Annotated in this window: 9 protein-coding genes, 3 pseudogenes and 1 other annotated feature; of the genes and pseudogenes, 7 read left to right on the top strand and 5 right to left on the bottom strand. The window is 64.6% G+C overall.

Features of this window, described 5'->3' with window-relative positions:
• Positions 1 to 37 precede the first annotated feature (37 nt).
• The 4 genes from HNP60_RS13055 to HNP60_RS13040 are packed head-to-tail and all read left to right on the top strand — an operon-like array spanning position 38 to position 4,627.
• The gene (locus tag HNP60_RS13055; protein WP_184154460.1) at positions 38 to 2,122 is read left to right on the top strand and encodes an FUSC family protein; all 2,085 of its coding nucleotides are present in this window, start codon (positions 38 to 40) and stop codon (positions 2,120 to 2,122) included.
• Positions 2,119 to 2,334 (top strand): DUF1656 domain-containing protein, encoded by a 216-nt coding sequence (locus HNP60_RS13050; RefSeq protein ID WP_184154457.1) that lies wholly within the window; start codon positions 2,119 to 2,121, stop codon positions 2,332 to 2,334. Before HNP60_RS13055 ends, HNP60_RS13050 begins: the two co-directional genes overlap by 4 nt.
• Entirely contained in the window at positions 2,331 to 3,236 is a 906-nt protein-coding gene (locus tag HNP60_RS13045; RefSeq protein ID WP_184154454.1) for an HlyD family secretion protein, read from the top strand. The genes HNP60_RS13050 and HNP60_RS13045 overlap by 4 nt, the downstream gene beginning before the upstream one ends.
• Positions 3,233 to 4,627, top strand: a complete 1,395-nt coding sequence (locus tag HNP60_RS13040; RefSeq protein ID WP_221414695.1) for an efflux transporter outer membrane subunit — start codon at positions 3,233 to 3,235, stop codon at positions 4,625 to 4,627. The genes HNP60_RS13045 and HNP60_RS13040 overlap by 4 nt, the downstream gene beginning before the upstream one ends.
• A 273-nt stretch (positions 4,628 to 4,900) precedes the next feature.
• Here the strand turns inward: HNP60_RS13040 and HNP60_RS13035 are convergent, their stop codons facing one another.
• From HNP60_RS13035 to HNP60_RS13020, 4 genes are read right to left on the bottom strand one after another with little or no spacing between them, the layout of a single operon-like run.
• Positions 4,901 to 8,689: a cobaltochelatase subunit CobN gene (locus HNP60_RS13035; RefSeq protein ID WP_184154451.1), complete on the bottom strand. Its 3,789-nt coding sequence runs from the start codon at positions 8,687 to 8,689 to the stop codon at positions 4,901 to 4,903.
• Complete coding sequence (locus HNP60_RS13030; RefSeq protein WP_184154448.1) at positions 8,686 to 9,063, bottom strand: DUF2149 domain-containing protein; 378 nt, start codon at positions 9,061 to 9,063, stop codon at positions 8,686 to 8,688. Before HNP60_RS13030 ends, HNP60_RS13035 begins: the two co-directional genes overlap by 4 nt.
• Positions 9,060 to 9,593, bottom strand: a complete 534-nt coding sequence (locus HNP60_RS13025) for a MotA/TolQ/ExbB proton channel family protein (protein ID WP_184154445.1) — start codon at positions 9,591 to 9,593, stop codon at positions 9,060 to 9,062. Before HNP60_RS13025 ends, HNP60_RS13030 begins: the two co-directional genes overlap by 4 nt.
• Before the next feature lie 3 nt (positions 9,594 to 9,596).
• Positions 9,597 to 11,606, bottom strand: a complete 2,010-nt coding sequence (locus tag HNP60_RS13020; protein ID WP_260394877.1) for a TonB-dependent receptor plug domain-containing protein — start codon at positions 11,604 to 11,606, stop codon at positions 9,597 to 9,599.
• A gap of 402 nt (positions 11,607 to 12,008) precedes the next feature.
• Here HNP60_RS13020 and HNP60_RS13015 point away from each other — a divergent pair.
• The 3 genes and pseudogenes from HNP60_RS13015 to HNP60_RS13005 form a co-directional block, all read left to right on the top strand.
• A pseudogene (locus HNP60_RS13015) lies at positions 12,009 to 13,039 on the top strand (IS3 family transposase); the annotation flags it as partial.
• Positions 12,290 to 12,406: a sequence feature (AL1L pseudoknot), on the top strand. Its footprint overlaps the pseudogene before it by 117 nt.
• Before the next feature lies 1 nt (position 13,040).
• Positions 13,041 to 13,403, top strand: a pseudogene (locus HNP60_RS13010) (TraB/TrbI/VirB10 family type IV secretion system protein); the annotation flags it as partial.
• Position 13,404: 1 nt separating this feature from the next.
• Positions 13,405 to 13,635: a DUF2274 domain-containing protein gene (locus HNP60_RS13005; protein WP_184157048.1), complete on the top strand. Its 231-nt coding sequence runs from the start codon at positions 13,405 to 13,407 to the stop codon at positions 13,633 to 13,635.
• A gap of 329 nt (positions 13,636 to 13,964) precedes the next feature.
• Here the strand turns inward: HNP60_RS13005 and HNP60_RS12995 are convergent.
• Positions 13,965 to 15,195 (bottom strand): annotated as a pseudogene (locus HNP60_RS12995) (tyrosine-type recombinase/integrase).
• Positions 15,196 to 15,198: the final 3 nt, after the last annotated feature.

The raw sequence follows: 15,198 nt of genomic DNA, 5'->3' as shown, positions 1-15,198 counted from the left end.
AATTTTGTTCATTGTTGCAAATGGCTATCAATAAGCCATGGCTGATGGAAATATCGCGATACTCGGGAAAAGGCTGCCGCTCGCTGATGGGCTAGCCTCTGTCCTCCACCTGCTGCGAAACCCCGCGTTACAGGCAGACCGCGATGCGCTGCTTTTTTCCGCGAAGAGTTTCGCTGCGGCGATGCTCGCCTACTATATTGCGCTGCGCATCGGCTTGCCGCGTCCTTATTGGGCGGTCCTTACGGTTTACATCGTTTCGCAGACCTCGGCCGGCGCTTCGCTGAGCCGGGGAGTCTATCGGCTCGCCGGAACGATAATCGGAGCCGTCGCGACGGTGGCGATCGTACCTGCTTTCGTGAGTCATCCCCTCGTGTGCAGCGTGGTGCTCGCCGGGTGGATTGGCCTCTGCCTGTTCTTCTCACTGCTCGATCGCACGCCGCGCGCCTATGCCTTCGTCCTCGCCGGCTATACCGCCAGCCTGATTGGCTTTCCCGGCGTCGCCGACCCCGGCGCGATATTCGACACCGCCTCGCTGAGGGTTCAGGAGATTTCGATCGGCATCCTCTGCGCCGTGCTGGTGCATCGCTTTGTCCTGCCGAAGCATATGACCGGTCAGTTCCTTGGCAAGTTGCATGCGACTCTGCTCGATGCGCGGAAACTCTCCAGCCACGCGCTCAAAGGGGCGCCGAAACCGGCAATCCGCCGGGACCGGTATCGGCTCAGCGCTGACCTGCTCATGTTGCAGGGGCTGGGTACGCATCTGCCATACGATCCGGCGCCCACAACGCCGAGTGACCGTAAGCTGCAGCATATCCATGATCGGCTTGCCCGACTGCTTCCACTCGCAACCGAAGTCGAGGAACGGGTCCACGCACTGGATAAGGCTGGCGCTCTTTCCGACGGCGAAGTGGAAGTGCTGCTGCGCGATGCGGCCGATTGGATCGCTCTCACTGACATGGCGGAACGCGATCAGCAGGCATTGCCACTGATCGAGCGTGCCCGCGCAATTGGAACCAGGCTTGCTGACCAGAAGGCCTCGATCCGCGAATTGCTTGCGGCCAATCTCGCTGGGCATCTCGCTGAACTGGTGGGGCTGCTGCACGATTGCCACTGTCTGAGCAGAGCGATCGCGACATGGGGCCGGAACAGACCGGAAGTTCCCCTAAACTGGTCCGGAGAAGCGCGAGGCTATGTCTATCACCGCGATCCGTGGATGGCAGGGCGCACGGCGCTGGGTGCGGTAGTCGGCATCGTAATTGGCTGCGCTTTCTGGATCTGGTCGGCCTGGCCCGACGGCGGGCTGGCGGTTTCGCTCCTCGGCGTAGCGTGTGCGTTGTTCGGCAATGTCGATGCGCCTGCGCCGAACGTGGTCAAATATATCGGCGGATCGGTCTATGGCGTGGCGATCAGCCTCGCTTACAGCTTCGTAATCCTGCCGCGCGTGACGGATTTCGGCGTGCTTGTCGCAGTGCTTGCGCCTGCTTTCTTGCTCGGCGGGTCGCTTCAGGCGCGCCCGGCGACGACATACAAGGCGCTCGGCATCACCCTGACGATTCCGATCCTTGCGGGTCTCGGATCACATTATGGCGCCGATTTTGCCGAAGCGCTCAACAGCGTCGTTGCCCTGTTCGCAGCCCTGCTGTTCGCCGTGGTCAGCATGAGCATGTTCCAAACGGTGCGGCCAGGAACGGCGATCAACCGGCTACGCTATCTGAATCGCACGGACGTGGCCCGACGCGCCCGTGGGCGCGGTCCGGATGAAGCGGGCTGGACGAGCCTGATGATCGATCGGACCGCCTTGCTGCTGCCAAAGCTTGAAACCTCGCGCCATTCAACCGACGAAGTACTGGCAGAAACCATCCGTCATCTCCGGCTGGGACATGTCGCGGGTCAGCTCTTCTCGCTCAGCCAAAGCGTTGGCGGTAAAATCGGGTGCGACCTGCATAGCTTGCTTTCGACAATCGCAACTCGTGGTGACGCCCCGGTCGAGCAAATCAATGCTCTGATCACTTCTGTCACCGGAAGCACATTTCCCGAACGTGAGCGACTGCTCAGCATGCTGATCGATCTTCGTTTCGCGCTTTCATCAGCTGAAACCCCCAATGCGGAGGAAGCCGCGTGATTCCTGACATCACTATTGGCGGGGTCCTGCTCCCAGGCTTGCTCGTCCTCGCCATTATCTCGCTTGCCGGGACTGTCGCCGTTCTCCGCCTGCTCACGTCCACCGGTCTGGTTCAGCGGTTCGGATTCCGACCCTTGCTCGAAATCGCGACCTTTACCCTCCTCTATGGACTGCTGGTGCAGTTCCTGCCCTCTATCGGAATATTGTCATGAAATCGCTGTTGCCGCTGTTGGGGCGCTACGCCTTCACGCTCGCCATTGTCGCTATAGCCTCGCTTGTCGCCTGGCAGGCGTGGACGCGCTACGAGAGCACGCCCTGGACCCGCGATGGTCGCGTGCGTGCCGATATCGTGCGTGTCTCGACCGACGTTGGCGGGCTGGTGACGCAGGTCGCCGTGCGCGATAACCAGCGCGTCGAGGTGGGGCAGCTCCTGCTGGTGCTCGACCGCCCGCGCATTGCCGCTACGATCGCGCGTGCCGACGCTGCCATCGCCGAGGCACGAGCAGCGCTTGAACAAGCGCGCAAGGAAGCGCGGCGCGACATCGCGCTGGGCGATCTCGTGGCCACGGAGGCGCGCGAACAGAATGTCGCGAAGGTAAAGACGGCGGAAGCAGCGCTGAAACGCGCTGAGGCCGATCGCCACGTCGCGCGCGTCGACATGCAGCGGACCGAGATTCGCGCGACAGCGAGCGGCATCATCACCAATCTCGACATTCATGCGGGTGACTATCTTGCGGCTGGAACGCAGGCCATGGCGCTGGTCGACACCGCGTCACTGCGTATCGAAGGCTATTTCGAGGAGACCAAACTGCATCATGTGGCAATCGGCGACAGCGCCCGCATCCGCCTGATGGGCGACAATGCGGAGATCACGGGCCATGTCGAGAGCATCGCCGCTGCGATTGCGGACGACCAACGGGACGAGACGGGCAATTTGTTGCCCAAAGTCGCGCCGACTTTCTCCTGGGTCCGGCTCGCCCAGCGCATTCCGGTGCGCATATATATCGATCGGGTGCCTCCCGGCGTCCGCCTGATCGCTGGCAGAACCGCAAGCGTGGAGATCCTGCCCGCCGATGTGAACCGGGTCGCTGCAAGTTCCCGGAGCCACTCATGAAACGCGCTCTATCATTGATCCCGATCGTCTTGATGGCCGGATGCGTCGCGGGACCCAATTATCGCGTACCGAAGGATGCTATGGCCCAGCGTCCGGACCTCGCCGCGCCGTTCCTGGGCCAAAAGGATGCGGGAGTGACCGAACAGGAGCTGCCCCCACACTGGTGGCGGCTTTACGAGAATCCCAGGCTCGATTCCTATGTTGAGGAAGCGCTTGCCGCCAACACCGATCTGCGCATGGCCGAGGCAAATCTCCGGCGTGCCAGTGCGGTTGTGCAGGAGGCGGAGGCGGGCCGGACAGTCAGCACAACCCTTACCGGTCAGGGCTACGGTGCGCGCACACATGGTCCGCAGGCGGCTCTTCCCGGCACGTTCAGCTATGCGCTCGGGTTTGACGCGGCCTGGTCGCCCGATTTGGCGGGCAGCGTCCGTCGCGGAATAGAGGCGGCCAGTGCGCAGGCAGAAGCGGCGGTGGCAGCGCGTGATCAGGTGCGCGTTGTTGTCGCTGCCGGTGTAACGCGCAGCTACGCGCGAATTTGCGCTGCCAACATTTCGCTTGCCGCCGCGCGCCGCGTCGCCGTGATCCAGCAGACGACACTCGACGTGGCGGAGCGCCTCGCGCGCGGCGGGCGTGGCACCCGCTTCGATGTCGATCGCGCCCGCGCCGCCGCGCATGCCGCAGATGCTGCCCTACCGGACCTTCTTGCCGAACGGCGCACTGCGTTGTTCGAACTCGCCGCGCTGATGGGGCGCCCGCCTGCGGATTTTCCCGAGGAGGCCGAGACGTGCAGCACCATTCCGACAATCTCGCGTGCCATTCCCGTCGGCGATGGCGCGATGCTGCTCAGGCGGCGTCCCGATATTCGCATGGCTGAGCGCGAGCTCGCCTCCGCCACTGCGTCGATCGGTGTGGTCGAGAGCGAGCTCTATCCCAAAGTCAGTATCGGGGCATCGGCAGGAAGTGCGGCATCGACCGGCCATCTGCTGGCGCCTTCGTCCTTCGGCTTCACCTTGGGGCCGCTTCTGTCCTGGTCCTTCCCGAACAGGCAAGCCGTGCGCGCGCGCATGGCCCAGGCAGGGGCGGATGCCGATGCCAGCCTCGCCCGCTTCGACGGGGCGGTGCTTCTGGCGCTTCGCCAGACCGAGACGGCGCTCTCTTCCTATGCCCGCGCACGGGATCGCTTCGAAGATTTGCAAAGCGCTGCCGAAGCGGCAGGCAGGGCCAGCGCGGATGCGGAGAAGCTGCAACGCTTTGGCCGCGTGGCTTTCCTCGATCTATTGACCGCACAAGCGGCCTATGCCGAAGCGCAGGCCAGCCTGTCCGACGCGCGCGCTGCCCTCGTGGATCGGCAAGTCGATCTTTTCCTTGCTTTGGGCGGGGGCTGGGAATGAAGCGGACTGCTGATCGGTGCAACGATTTATGAAGGGCGGGTTCTGGAGAGCAGATTTAAGCCGTCGAATGCCGAGTTTGTCGGAGGCTGCAGCCACGGTGTCTTATTCTTTCGAACCGGCGAATTCCGACTAGGTTCAGGCTTGCGCGGCCGCATGCCTTCCTGATGAACGCAGGGCAGGTTTCAGGGAGTCGTTTCGAGCGGTCGAGCGGCTGCTTAGTTGGCGGCAAGCGACTGTTCGCCTCATGCCCACCGCCGCGTGGCAGCGGTGGAACTACCAACGGGGCCTGAGCCCCGCGCCGCCGATGAGCAGCAAAGCGACGAGGACCGCGGTGATTGTCGTCGCCAGCATTGTCCGGCGCGCCGGAGGTTGGATCGGCGCGTTGGATTTGGCGGGCTCAAGCTCGTATCCCGACACAAGAGGAGCTTGTGGAGCGCGGGCTGCTGACGGCACCTGGTTTTGCGCGGTTATTGGCCCCCGGGATGCAGGACTTTCGCTTCTGGTTACTGGCGCAATCTCCCGGCCACTGGTCGGCGGTCGCACGTTGCTCGTCCGCTGGAGTTCGGCGCGCGTGGCATCATCGGCCTTCCAGTCGCCCCGGTCGATCGTATCCAGCATGGTGCGGACCAGCTTCTCGCGCGCCGCCGGATTATGCTCGGCGAAGTAGCGGTCCATGCCCAGCTGGTAGCGATCACGCAGATACACGTCGCGCACGGCCTCCCAGTCCCGGTCCGACACCAGATCCGGGCGGGTCTGTTCCCAGAGTGACATGGAGTCGGTGAGGTCCGCCATGTAGCGCGCGCCATTGTAGCCGCTCGCCTGCATGGCCTTGATCCAGGCGGGGTTGAGATAGCGGCTGTCGCGCTCGCGGGCATAGAAGCGGTCGACGGTTTCGACATGCGGCTGGCCCGAGGCCTGCTCGTTGGCGATGTAGCTCTCGATGGTGCGGCCGGTTTGCTGCTGCACGGCCATCGAGAGACCGCCCAGATAGGCGGCGGGCATGGGCGTATCGAGCAGGCCATAAGCGCTGGAAGACCGGCTGAAGACTGCCGCGTCCACCGTGCCGAGACTCGCGGTGAAGGCCGTACTGTCCGGCTCGCCATCGTCGCCGTCGCCGTCGCCATAGGCATGGCCCATCCGGGCACGATAGAGCTCATCGAGCTTGGCCTTGCTCCATCCCTCGCGGTTGGCGAACTGAGTGGAGGGCGAATAGGCGCCGGGCGCGGTGGAGAAGATACGGCGCAGGGCCCGCTTCTCCGCCGTTTCGGGTGCGACACCCTGCGCTTGCAGGGCGCGGGCGCGGGCCTGCGTTTCGGCGCGCACGGGATTGTCCGCCTCCTCAGCCTGCGCGGCGAGGCGGATCGCCCTGGCGATCAGGGCAAGCTTCTCGCCGAAATGATCGGGATATGTGCCCGATGTCGTCACCAGCACGTCGACCCGCGCCCGGCCCAGCGCGGCGCGATCGACAAGGGCGATGTCCACCACATGGCCGCGCGCATCGCGGATCGGGCGCACGCCGAGCAAATGCAGGATCTGGGCTTCGTTGGTTCCGCCGTTCTGCGCGGTCTCGCTGGACCAGAGCACGAAGGCGACCTTGCGCGGCAAGCGGCCATGCTTCGCACGATAATCGGCAAGCATCTCATCGGCCAACGTCACGCCCCGGTCCCAGGCCTGCGGCGTCGGGACCGCACGCACATCCAGCGTATAGGGATTGCGGCCGGCCGGCAGCGCGTCGGGATTGCGGATCGCGTCCTGCATCGGACCGGGGGGCACATACCCGCCAGCCAGCGCGGCAATGATCGCGTCCATCTCGCTTGGTGCGCTGGCGATTCGTGCCGCATATTCCCGGGCGCGGTGGGTGTTTTCCGCGTCCAGCACATCGTCCTCGCCGCCAAGAGCGCGCGCCACATCCTCCAGATGAGGCGCAGGCTGCCCGACCGCCAGCATGGCCTGCACCATCCTCGCGGCAACAACGGGCGTGGGCGCCTGTCCCAATATGTGGCCGCCCAGCGGAATGGGCGCGGCTTCCGCCTCGGCAAGGTAAGTGGCCAGCGCCGCGCGTAGCGCGTCAAGTGGCGCGCTGGCCGGATCAAGGCCGAGCGAAGCGGCCAGGCCCGCCGCGGCGACCGCGCTCCGCAGCGCCACCTCGTCCGACGGATCGGCGTTCAGCATGGCCTTCATCCCGGCGAGCGGCGGCGACAGGCCTGCACGGACGAATTGCGGCATGAAGCCGATCGTCATGGCCTGCGTGCGGCGCTTGTTGCCCACGCCGCCATTGGCTTGCAGCGGCTGGGGCTGGATGTGCGGAAGCGCCCCGATCAGCAGACCGACTGCATCCGTGGCGGCCGGGCCCTCCTGCTTGCCAGGCATCAGCGACAACTGAGTGAAGAGCGGCAGATAGGCGTCCGCCCGCCCGCTTTTCTGCATCCACAGGTAGAAGGCCAGATACTGGTGATGAGGCGGCAGCGCGCCGCGCTGTTCCAGCGCCTTTCCACCCGTCTGGGGCCCCCAGAGCGGATGGGCAGCGAGGATGACCTTGCCGAACTGCAGGGCCGGGACGACGATCTGCCCGTCCGCCGTCATGAGCTTGCCCGGCGGTGGACCCCAGACCCGCTCGACCTCCTGCTTCAGCGCGGCGGGGAGAGCCGCATACCACGCGAGATATGTCCGGACCGGGACTGCGATGGCTCCCTGTGCGATCCTGCGCCGCAGGGCCTCGTCATCGCCCTGGGCGACATTGGTCGCTTCCGTGGCGAGACGGCGAGCGAGCGTCGCGCTGTCAGGCAGGGGAGCGGCGCCCGTATCATACCCTTCCGCGCGAAGCCGCTCGAGCAGCGCGACCATGCTGCCCTGCGCATCCAGATAGGAATCCGGATCGCTGCCGACGTCGGCCTCACCCGGCTCCTCATTATGGTAGCTGACGACCACATGCTTGTCCGCGTTGGGCAGGCGGCGCAGATTCGCCCAGGCGAGGGCGCGTGCGACACGCCAGCGGATTTGATCGGCAATGGGGTCATAGCTCGCCGTGCCGTCCGGCGCGGTGGCGCGGGCGGCCACGATCATCGGCTCGACGATGCCATCGAGTTCGCTCATCGCCAGCTCGCCGGTCGAAGCCGGCGCGAAGCCACCCAGGCTGCTTCTCCAGGCATCCGCATCGCGGCGATAATCGGTTGCGCACATCAAAGGAGGCACGCCCAGCCGCTCTGCCTCAGCCACCCCGGCCTGTGCCGATGCATAGTCGATCCGGTTGCCGCACAGGATCAGGGCATCGAGCCGCGTGTCGCCGAGCAGGGTGGAGGCAAGGTCGCCGCCACCCTCCCGCCAGATGGGAACCGGCATGCCCCCTTGCCGTTCGATTTCCCGGACGAGTGCCGTAACCAGCCGGGCGTTGTTCGCCAGCGCGAGGCTGCGATAGAACAGAATGCCGACTTTCGGCCGTGCGCCTACATCGGCAAAGCGCGCAGAGGCCCAGCCCAGATAGTCGGCCATGGCGGCAAAGGGCGCCGGCGCATCGGGATGCCAAAGCGCGAGTGGTGGAAAATCGACGGGTGGCGGAACGGCCATGCTCCGCCCCAGCACCCGCGCAGCGGCATAAGCGAACAGCCCGGCGAAATTCGCTTCGGTCGCATTGGTCCAGTAGCGCGCGATATCGGGATGGGCAGCAGGGTCGATCGTACCCGCGATCGGCGTTCCGGGGCCCACGACCAGAACCTTGGTGCGCGTCTTGGCATCCTCGATCTGGCGCGTGAAGTTGAGCAGGCGGGGTCCGGCGGCATCGAGCAAAACCAGATCATAGCGGCCAAGGTCGACCCCCTCGATCGAGGGCACCAGCCCTCCGCCCAGGCCGAAGAAGTCCACCGTGACATCATCTGCCACGCGCCGCGCGCCGGCCTTCGCGATCGTCGGCATTTCGGCGATGTGGATGGACACGAAGGCGATGCGTGGCAGGTCCGGACGTGGCAAGTCCGGGCGCGGCGGGGCCGGCTGGGCATGGCCCGCCGCGCCTATGCCGATCATGCACAGCGCCAGCAGAAGTCGCGCGACCAGTGGAAGCCAGCTCATTTCTTCCCTCCGCCGACCCCTTCCGCCTCCGCTTCCGGCACATAGACGACCTTGCCATCCGGCAGGCGATAGGCGACGCCGAGCCGGTCGCCATTGCCGCTGAGCTTGCGGTCGCTCACCTTCTCCACCTTGATCTGCTTGCCGTCCTTGCGGATGATTTCCATGCGACCATCCGCCCCGGTGCGGGTCATCGTCCAGTTGCTGGCGGGATCGAGCAGCGACGGCGCGCCCATCATCGAATAGAGCGCCACCACCATCGCCACGATGAAGGCGAGACTGACGTCAAACAGATTGGCAATGCCGGCGAGGGGATCTTCCTGCCAGCTTCCCTCATCGCGACGGCGGACGAAACGGACGGGGCGGCGGCGGCTCATGCCTCCTCCCGGCGCAATACGCGCTCTGCATGAAAGCGCACCGCGTCGAGATCGGCGCGCGCCCAGCCTTCCCGTACCATCGCGACCAGATAAGCGACGACGCCCACCGCCAGCCCGACCACGGTGCTGGAAAATGCGATCACCATGTTGGAGGCAAGGATCTGGAGATCGCCCCGCGCCAGTCCCGAGAGGGCCGTAGCCATCGGGATCAGCGTGCCCATCAGCCCCAGCGAGGGGCCGATCCGGATGGCGAAACGCACTGCGTTGAGCGAGCGGGCCGCATCGCCTTCCGCGCGTGCGACGATTTCCTCGATCGCCAGCTCGTCGTCATGCGGTTGGCCGGTCAATGCCTGATCGATCGCGGCGCGGTAGCGATCCCGCGCGGGGCGACGGCCGCGATAGCGCCCGATCAGGCTGCGCAGGAACAGGCCAAGCGCGAGGACCGTCCAGAGAACCACGCCGAGCAGTCCCACCACCACGGGCAGGAACAGCAGGTCGGAAATCGCGCCAAGCGCGTCCTTCGCCCACATCGCTCAGAGCTTCCGCACGTAACGGACATAGGCCGTGCGACCGGGCATCCAGTAATCGGCCTTCTCGTAATAGTGGACGTCGAAGGCGTTGGCGATTTCCAGCCGGAAGCCGTCCATGGGGGTCGGCTGCCAGCGCAGGCTGAAATCGACGGTGGTGAAGCGGGCGAGCGTGAACTCTCCGCCCGCACCGTTGGTGAAGATGCGTCCCTGGCTGTTGTCCGCATCGACCCGGTCGCCATTGAAGCGCACGGTAGCGGTGCCAAACAGCGTGCTGCCGTTAGAGAGGGTGAGCGATCCGGTCGCTTTCCAGTCCGCGACGTTGCGGATGGCGGTCGCCACCCCGGCGGCCGTCTGGTCCTGTGCGGTGATGATGTGCGTCACGCTGCCGTTGAAACGCACCCGGTCCGGCGCCAGCCCGAGAACGGCCCCGGCGTCGAGTGCGAGTTGGGCTTCCACGCCTTCCATCCGGGATTTGTCGGCGTTGACATAGCTTGTCTGGCGGAGCGTCGGCGTCTCGGAGACGAGCTCGGTCTTGATCCGGTTTCGGGTGCGCGCGTTGAAATAGGTGATGTCGGCGAACAACGCCCCATGCGCAAAACCGAAGCCGGCATCCCAGGTGGTGTTGCGTTCCGGTTGAAGATCGGCGTTTCCATATGTGACGCGGCGCTGGATGCCCGCGAATTCCTCGCTCTCGCCCGCCAGCTGCAATGCCTGTGGCGGCACGAACGCGCGTCCGATCGTGCCGTGGAGACGGAAACCGCCACCCAGCTTGAACACGGCGCCGCCGCGTGGATTGAAGACGCCGAAATTGGCCGATCCCGGCGTGAAATTGATGCGATAGGGCGTCTCATAGGTCCGGACGGTGATCCAGTCATAGCGGCCACCAGCCGTCAGGATCAGCCCTTCATCCAGAAGGTTCAGGCCCGCTTCCGCGAACAGGGCTTTCGTCTCCCGGCTTTCGTTCGGCGACGAGGGCGCCTTCCCCGTGCCATTGGCATTCCATGACTGCCGACTCGCCTCGACTCTCTGCCAATCGCCGCCATAGGTCAGGCGGAGGGCCGGCAGGACACGCCAGCTGTCCTGCACCTGAGCGCCGCGATACTCCGTGAGCGTGCTGCTGGAGACATAGCGGGACGCCAGTTGCGGCACGGTATAATAATCATAGTTCTCCCGAGAGGCGTAGCCGATCAGGCGGATCGCGTGATCCTGCGGCGTCAGTTCCAGCCGAATGTCGCCCGTGATCCGGTCCGTCTGGTTGCCGGAAGGCGTCCTGGGATTATAGGATTGCGGCCCGGGCGCATCATTGTCGAGGCTGGCGAAGTCGAAACTCGCATCAAGGCGGGCAATGGACGAGAGCGTGCTGCCCACCCTGAACCGGCCGGAGCCGCGCCGGAAGGAACTGTTCCCTGCGCGCGCGCCATTGCCGAGCCGGAAGTCGCCATCCTGATTGACGTAGCCGACATCAAGATCGAAATCGACGCCGCGCACCAGGTCGCCGCCAAGCGTGGCGCCGGACCGAATCGTCTGGAAAGATCCGCCGCCAACCGTGAACTGGCCGCCCAGAGGCCCGGACGAGCGGCGCGTGATGATGTTGATGACGCCGCCCACAGCGGACGCCCCATAGAGCGCGGAGGCCGGGCCTTTCAGGACTTCGACGCGCGTGATGCTTTCCGGCGCGATCGTGGTGAAGCTGCTCGAACCTGACGGGCGGCCGTCGACGAGGACCAGCACCTGCGGATTGATCGAGAACTCGAAGCTTGGCCGCAAGCCGCGCAAGCCGACGCCGCCCAGCCCGTTGGGATACTGGATGACGTCGACGCTCGCATTCTTCTTGAGCTGATCGATGAAGTTGAGGGCGACCGTATTGGCAAGCTGTTCCTCGCCGACCACTTCCATGGACGAAGCGACATTCTCCCGCCGTTCCTCCGTGCGATTGGCCGTGACGACAATGTCCGACGCGATCGCGGGGGCGCCCGCTTCCTCTGCACGCACGCCGACGGAACAAACGGACAAGGACGCGGCGAGCAGGCACGCGCCATTATTATGGAAAAGCAATTTCGACCCCCAACTTATGGCTGATTCGTGATATGAGATAACGTTACTTCTGCGAGATGCCAATCGCCTGTGTTCCAGCAAGGCAGGGGCGCCCGGTTGATCTTCGTTCTGAGGGTCAGGATGTCGAGGACGGTGTGAGGCAGCGGACGAGGCAATCGACCGCCGTGACGATTATTGGCGAAGCGTCAAACATCGGCGCCAGCGAAGGTGGTGATGAGCCTTCGCCCAGTCGGAGTAGAGGTGCCAGCGCCAAGTCGTACGAAGGCCCTTGAGGATGCGGTGGTCACCATGCCCCTCACCACCGGAATGAACCGCGCCGGGTCTGCCGGAGGCTCCAACTCCTGAGAAGGTGGAGCCTGTATGAGCAAGACAACGAACAAGTTTGCGCCGGAAGTCCGCGAGCGCGGGGTGCGGATGGCGATCGATCACGAACGTGATTACCCCACTCGCTGGGCAGCGGTGGTTTCGATTGCGGAGAAGATCGGCTGCGTTCCGCAGACGCTGCATGAGTGGGTGAAGAAGGCTGAGGTCGACAGCGGCAAGCGCGCGGGCGTCCCGACCGAGGTGGCCGACAAGATGAAGGCACTGGAGCGCGAGGTCCGCGAGCTGCGACAAGCCAACGAGATCCTGCGCAAGGCGTCGGTATATTTTGCCCAGGCGGAGCTCGACCGCCCGTTCCGGCGATGATCGCCTTCATCGACGATCACCGCGATGCCTATGGGGTCGAGCCGATCTGCCGTGTCCTGCCGATCGCCCCATCCACTTACCACGAGCGCGTCGCAAAGCGGCAGGATCCGACACACCTGTCGGCGCGGGCACAGCGGGACGTCGCCCTGAAGCCCGAGGTCGCGCGCGTATTCGCCGAGAACTTCGCAGTCTACGGCGTGCGCAAGGTCTGGCGGCAGATGATGCGGGAAGGCTTTCCGGTCGCCCGCTGCACAGTCGCGCGGTTGTTGCGGGAGATGGGCCTGGCAGGGGTGATCCGGGGCAAGCCGGTGCGCACAACTATCAGTGACAAGGCGGCGCCATGCCCTCTCGATCACGTCAACCGCAGGTTCTACGCACCAGCGCCGAACATGCTGTGGGTGTCGGACTTCACCTACGTCGCGACCTGGGCGGGGTTCGTCTACGTTGCCTTCGTCATCGATACCTATGCTTGGCGGATTGTCGGTTGGCGGGCCAGCAGAACAGCCCATGCCAGCTTCGTGCTCGATGCTCTGGAGCAGGCGCTTCACGATCGTCGGCCGGCAGCGTCGGCGATAGCTACGACAACGCTTTGGCCGAGACGATCAATGGCCCTTTACAAGGCTGAGGTGATCCACAGGCGTGGACCATGGCGCAGCTTCGAAGCCGTCGAATATGCCACGCTCGAATGGGTCGACTGGTTCAACCGTCTGGCAACGGATCATGCTGCCAGACGGCAGCTCGCTTCGTATCGACAACGTGCCGGCGACCGATCCCTCCGGCTATGCCGGATTGCAGGACAAGGTGGATTTTCACACCTGGCAGCTATTGAAAGGCGTCGCTCTGTCGACCTTGCTCGGCGTCAGTTCCGAGCTGGCCTTCTCCGGTCAGAGCGATCTTGTGAAGGCGCTCCGCATGGCGACACAGGATACAGTATCGCGCGCCGGCGACCGGATCACCCAGCGCAATCTCAACATCCAGCCGACTATCACGATCCGGCCCGGCGCGCCCGTGCGCCTGGTCGTTCACAAGGATCTGATCCTGGCGCCCTGGCATGAACAAGGAGACTGACATGGCGGACCTGAAACTGGGAAAGCTTCCCGATCGGACGCCGGTCAAGCTCGGCATCACGCTCTCACCCGAGCTGCATCAGTCGCTCAAGGCTTATGCAAGTGCCTATGAGCAAGCCTATGGCGCACCCGAGCCGCTGACCGAACTCATTCCCGCGATGCTCGCGGCATTCCTTGAAACCGATCGCGGATTTCTCAGGGCCCGTGACGCTGCGCTAAGGGGGCAGAAATGATCGAGCGGGGATGGGAAAAGAAGATTGAGCCCCTGACGGTGCGTGTGTCCACGGCCGTCCGGATTACAGGTCTCAGCCGATCCCGGATCTACGAGCTCATCCAGTCCGGTGACCTTGAAACAACGAAGGTCGGGCGCGCGACGCTCGTCCATTATCGGAGCCTGAAGGTCCTGACGGGCAACGAGGCTTCAGCCATGTCCGCGTCAGGCAGCGGTACGAAACACGGGGAGTGACCGATACTGCGGTCGCAATGTCGGGAGTGACCGGCAAAGCGGTCAGTGGCGCTGACACGAGACGATACTGCCCCGTGGCAGCGCCGGACAGAAAATTCAGCCGGAAGTTCTGTCTTTGCCGAAGCTGCCCCACAGCACTTTCCCGCCGTCCCGCAGCGTATCGAGATAGTCCGACCAGCGCTGCATCATCCTCACGCGCTCGTCCCAATATTCACCCCGTGCATAGGCGCGTCGGACCTGGTTGGTATCGACATGCGCCAGTTGGCGTTCGATCGCATCGGGATGCCATTCTCCCATCTCGTTGAGGAGCGTGGCCGCCATTGCCCGGAAGCCATGGGCGGTCATCTGGTCGCTGGTATAGCCGAGCCGGCGCAATCCGGCATTGACCGTATTCTCGGACATGCGCCTGCGCGGATGCCCAAGGCACGGAAACAGGTACTTCCACTAATGAGTGTGCTCGTGGAGTTCCTTCAGCATGGCGAGGACTTGCCGCGACAGCGGCACCCGATGAGGCCGCCGCATCTTCATCCGCTCGGGCCGGGATGAACCAGATGGCTTCCTCCCAGTCGATGTCGGTCCATTCGGCCGCCCGCAACTCCCCAGGCCGCAGCAAGACATGCGGAGACAAGCGCATCGCCATCCGCGTCACCGGATAGCCCTTGTAGTCCTCGAGCGCTCTCATCAGCGCTCCTACCTCCGAGGGCCTCGTGATCGCAGCGAAGTGCCTGGGCTTTGGCGTGGCGATTGCGCCGCGCAGATCCGCGGCCACATCCTTGTCGCATCGGACAGTGGCAACACCGTAGCGGAAGACCCGGCTGAGCACGCTGCGCATGCGCCGGGCGCTCTCATAGGCGCCCGTGGCCTCGATCTTGCGCAGGACTGCCAGCGCCTCGTGAGGCGTGATCTGCGCGATCGGTAGCTCGCCGATAACCGGATAGGCCTTCTCGAGCAGCCACCGGATCTTGTCGATCGTGACTGGCGCCAGCCCATCGCGCTCGCACTTCACCAGCCATTCCTTCGCAACCAGCTCGAACGTGGTGGCTGCCGCATGCCTGGCGGCGATCCGCGCCCTCTTCTTTTCGGTGGCGGGGTCCATTCCGGCGGCAATCTGCTCGCGGGCCTCGTCCCGCTTCGCACGGGCGGCGGCGAGACCGACCGCAGGCCATTTTCCCAGGTGAAGCGTCTTCTGCTTCCCCAGGAAACGGTAGTTCACGCGCCAGAGCTTGGAGCCGTTGGGGTTGACCGCGAGATAGAGGCCAAGGGCATCGTGAAGCTTATAGAGCTTTTCTGAGGGCTTCGCGGTCGTGATCTTGATGTAAGTCAGCATTGG

This window comes from Sphingobium lignivorans (assembly GCF_014203955.1).
GTDB classification, from domain to species: Bacteria; Pseudomonadota; Alphaproteobacteria; order Sphingomonadales; family Sphingomonadaceae; genus Sphingobium; species Sphingobium lignivorans.
Note: the sequence above shows the minus strand (reverse complement) of the source record. Positions and strands in the feature narration are given on the sequence as shown.

Bases quoted from the DNA above. Each gene is read 5' to 3' on its own strand.
- HNP60_RS13025 (WP_184154445.1), bottom strand. From the start codon at position 9,593: ATGTGGGCGAAGGACGCGCTTGGCGCGATTTCCGACCTGCTGTTCCTG.
- HNP60_RS13055 (WP_184154460.1), top strand. From the start codon at position 38: ATGGCTGATGGAAATATCGCGATACTCGGGAAAAGGCTGCCGCTCGCT.
- HNP60_RS13045 (WP_184154454.1), top strand. From the start codon at position 2,331: ATGAAATCGCTGTTGCCGCTGTTGGGGCGCTACGCCTTCACGCTCGCC.
- HNP60_RS13040 (WP_221414695.1), top strand. From the start codon at position 3,233: ATGAAACGCGCTCTATCATTGATCCCGATCGTCTTGATGGCCGGATGC.
- HNP60_RS13030 (WP_184154448.1), bottom strand. From the start codon at position 9,063: ATGAGCCGCCGCCGCCCCGTCCGTTTCGTCCGCCGTCGCGATGAGGGA.
- HNP60_RS13035 (WP_184154451.1), bottom strand. From the start codon at position 8,689: ATGAGCTGGCTTCCACTGGTCGCGCGACTTCTGCTGGCGCTGTGCATG.
- HNP60_RS13005 (WP_184157048.1), top strand. From the start codon at position 13,405: ATGGCGGACCTGAAACTGGGAAAGCTTCCCGATCGGACGCCGGTCAAG.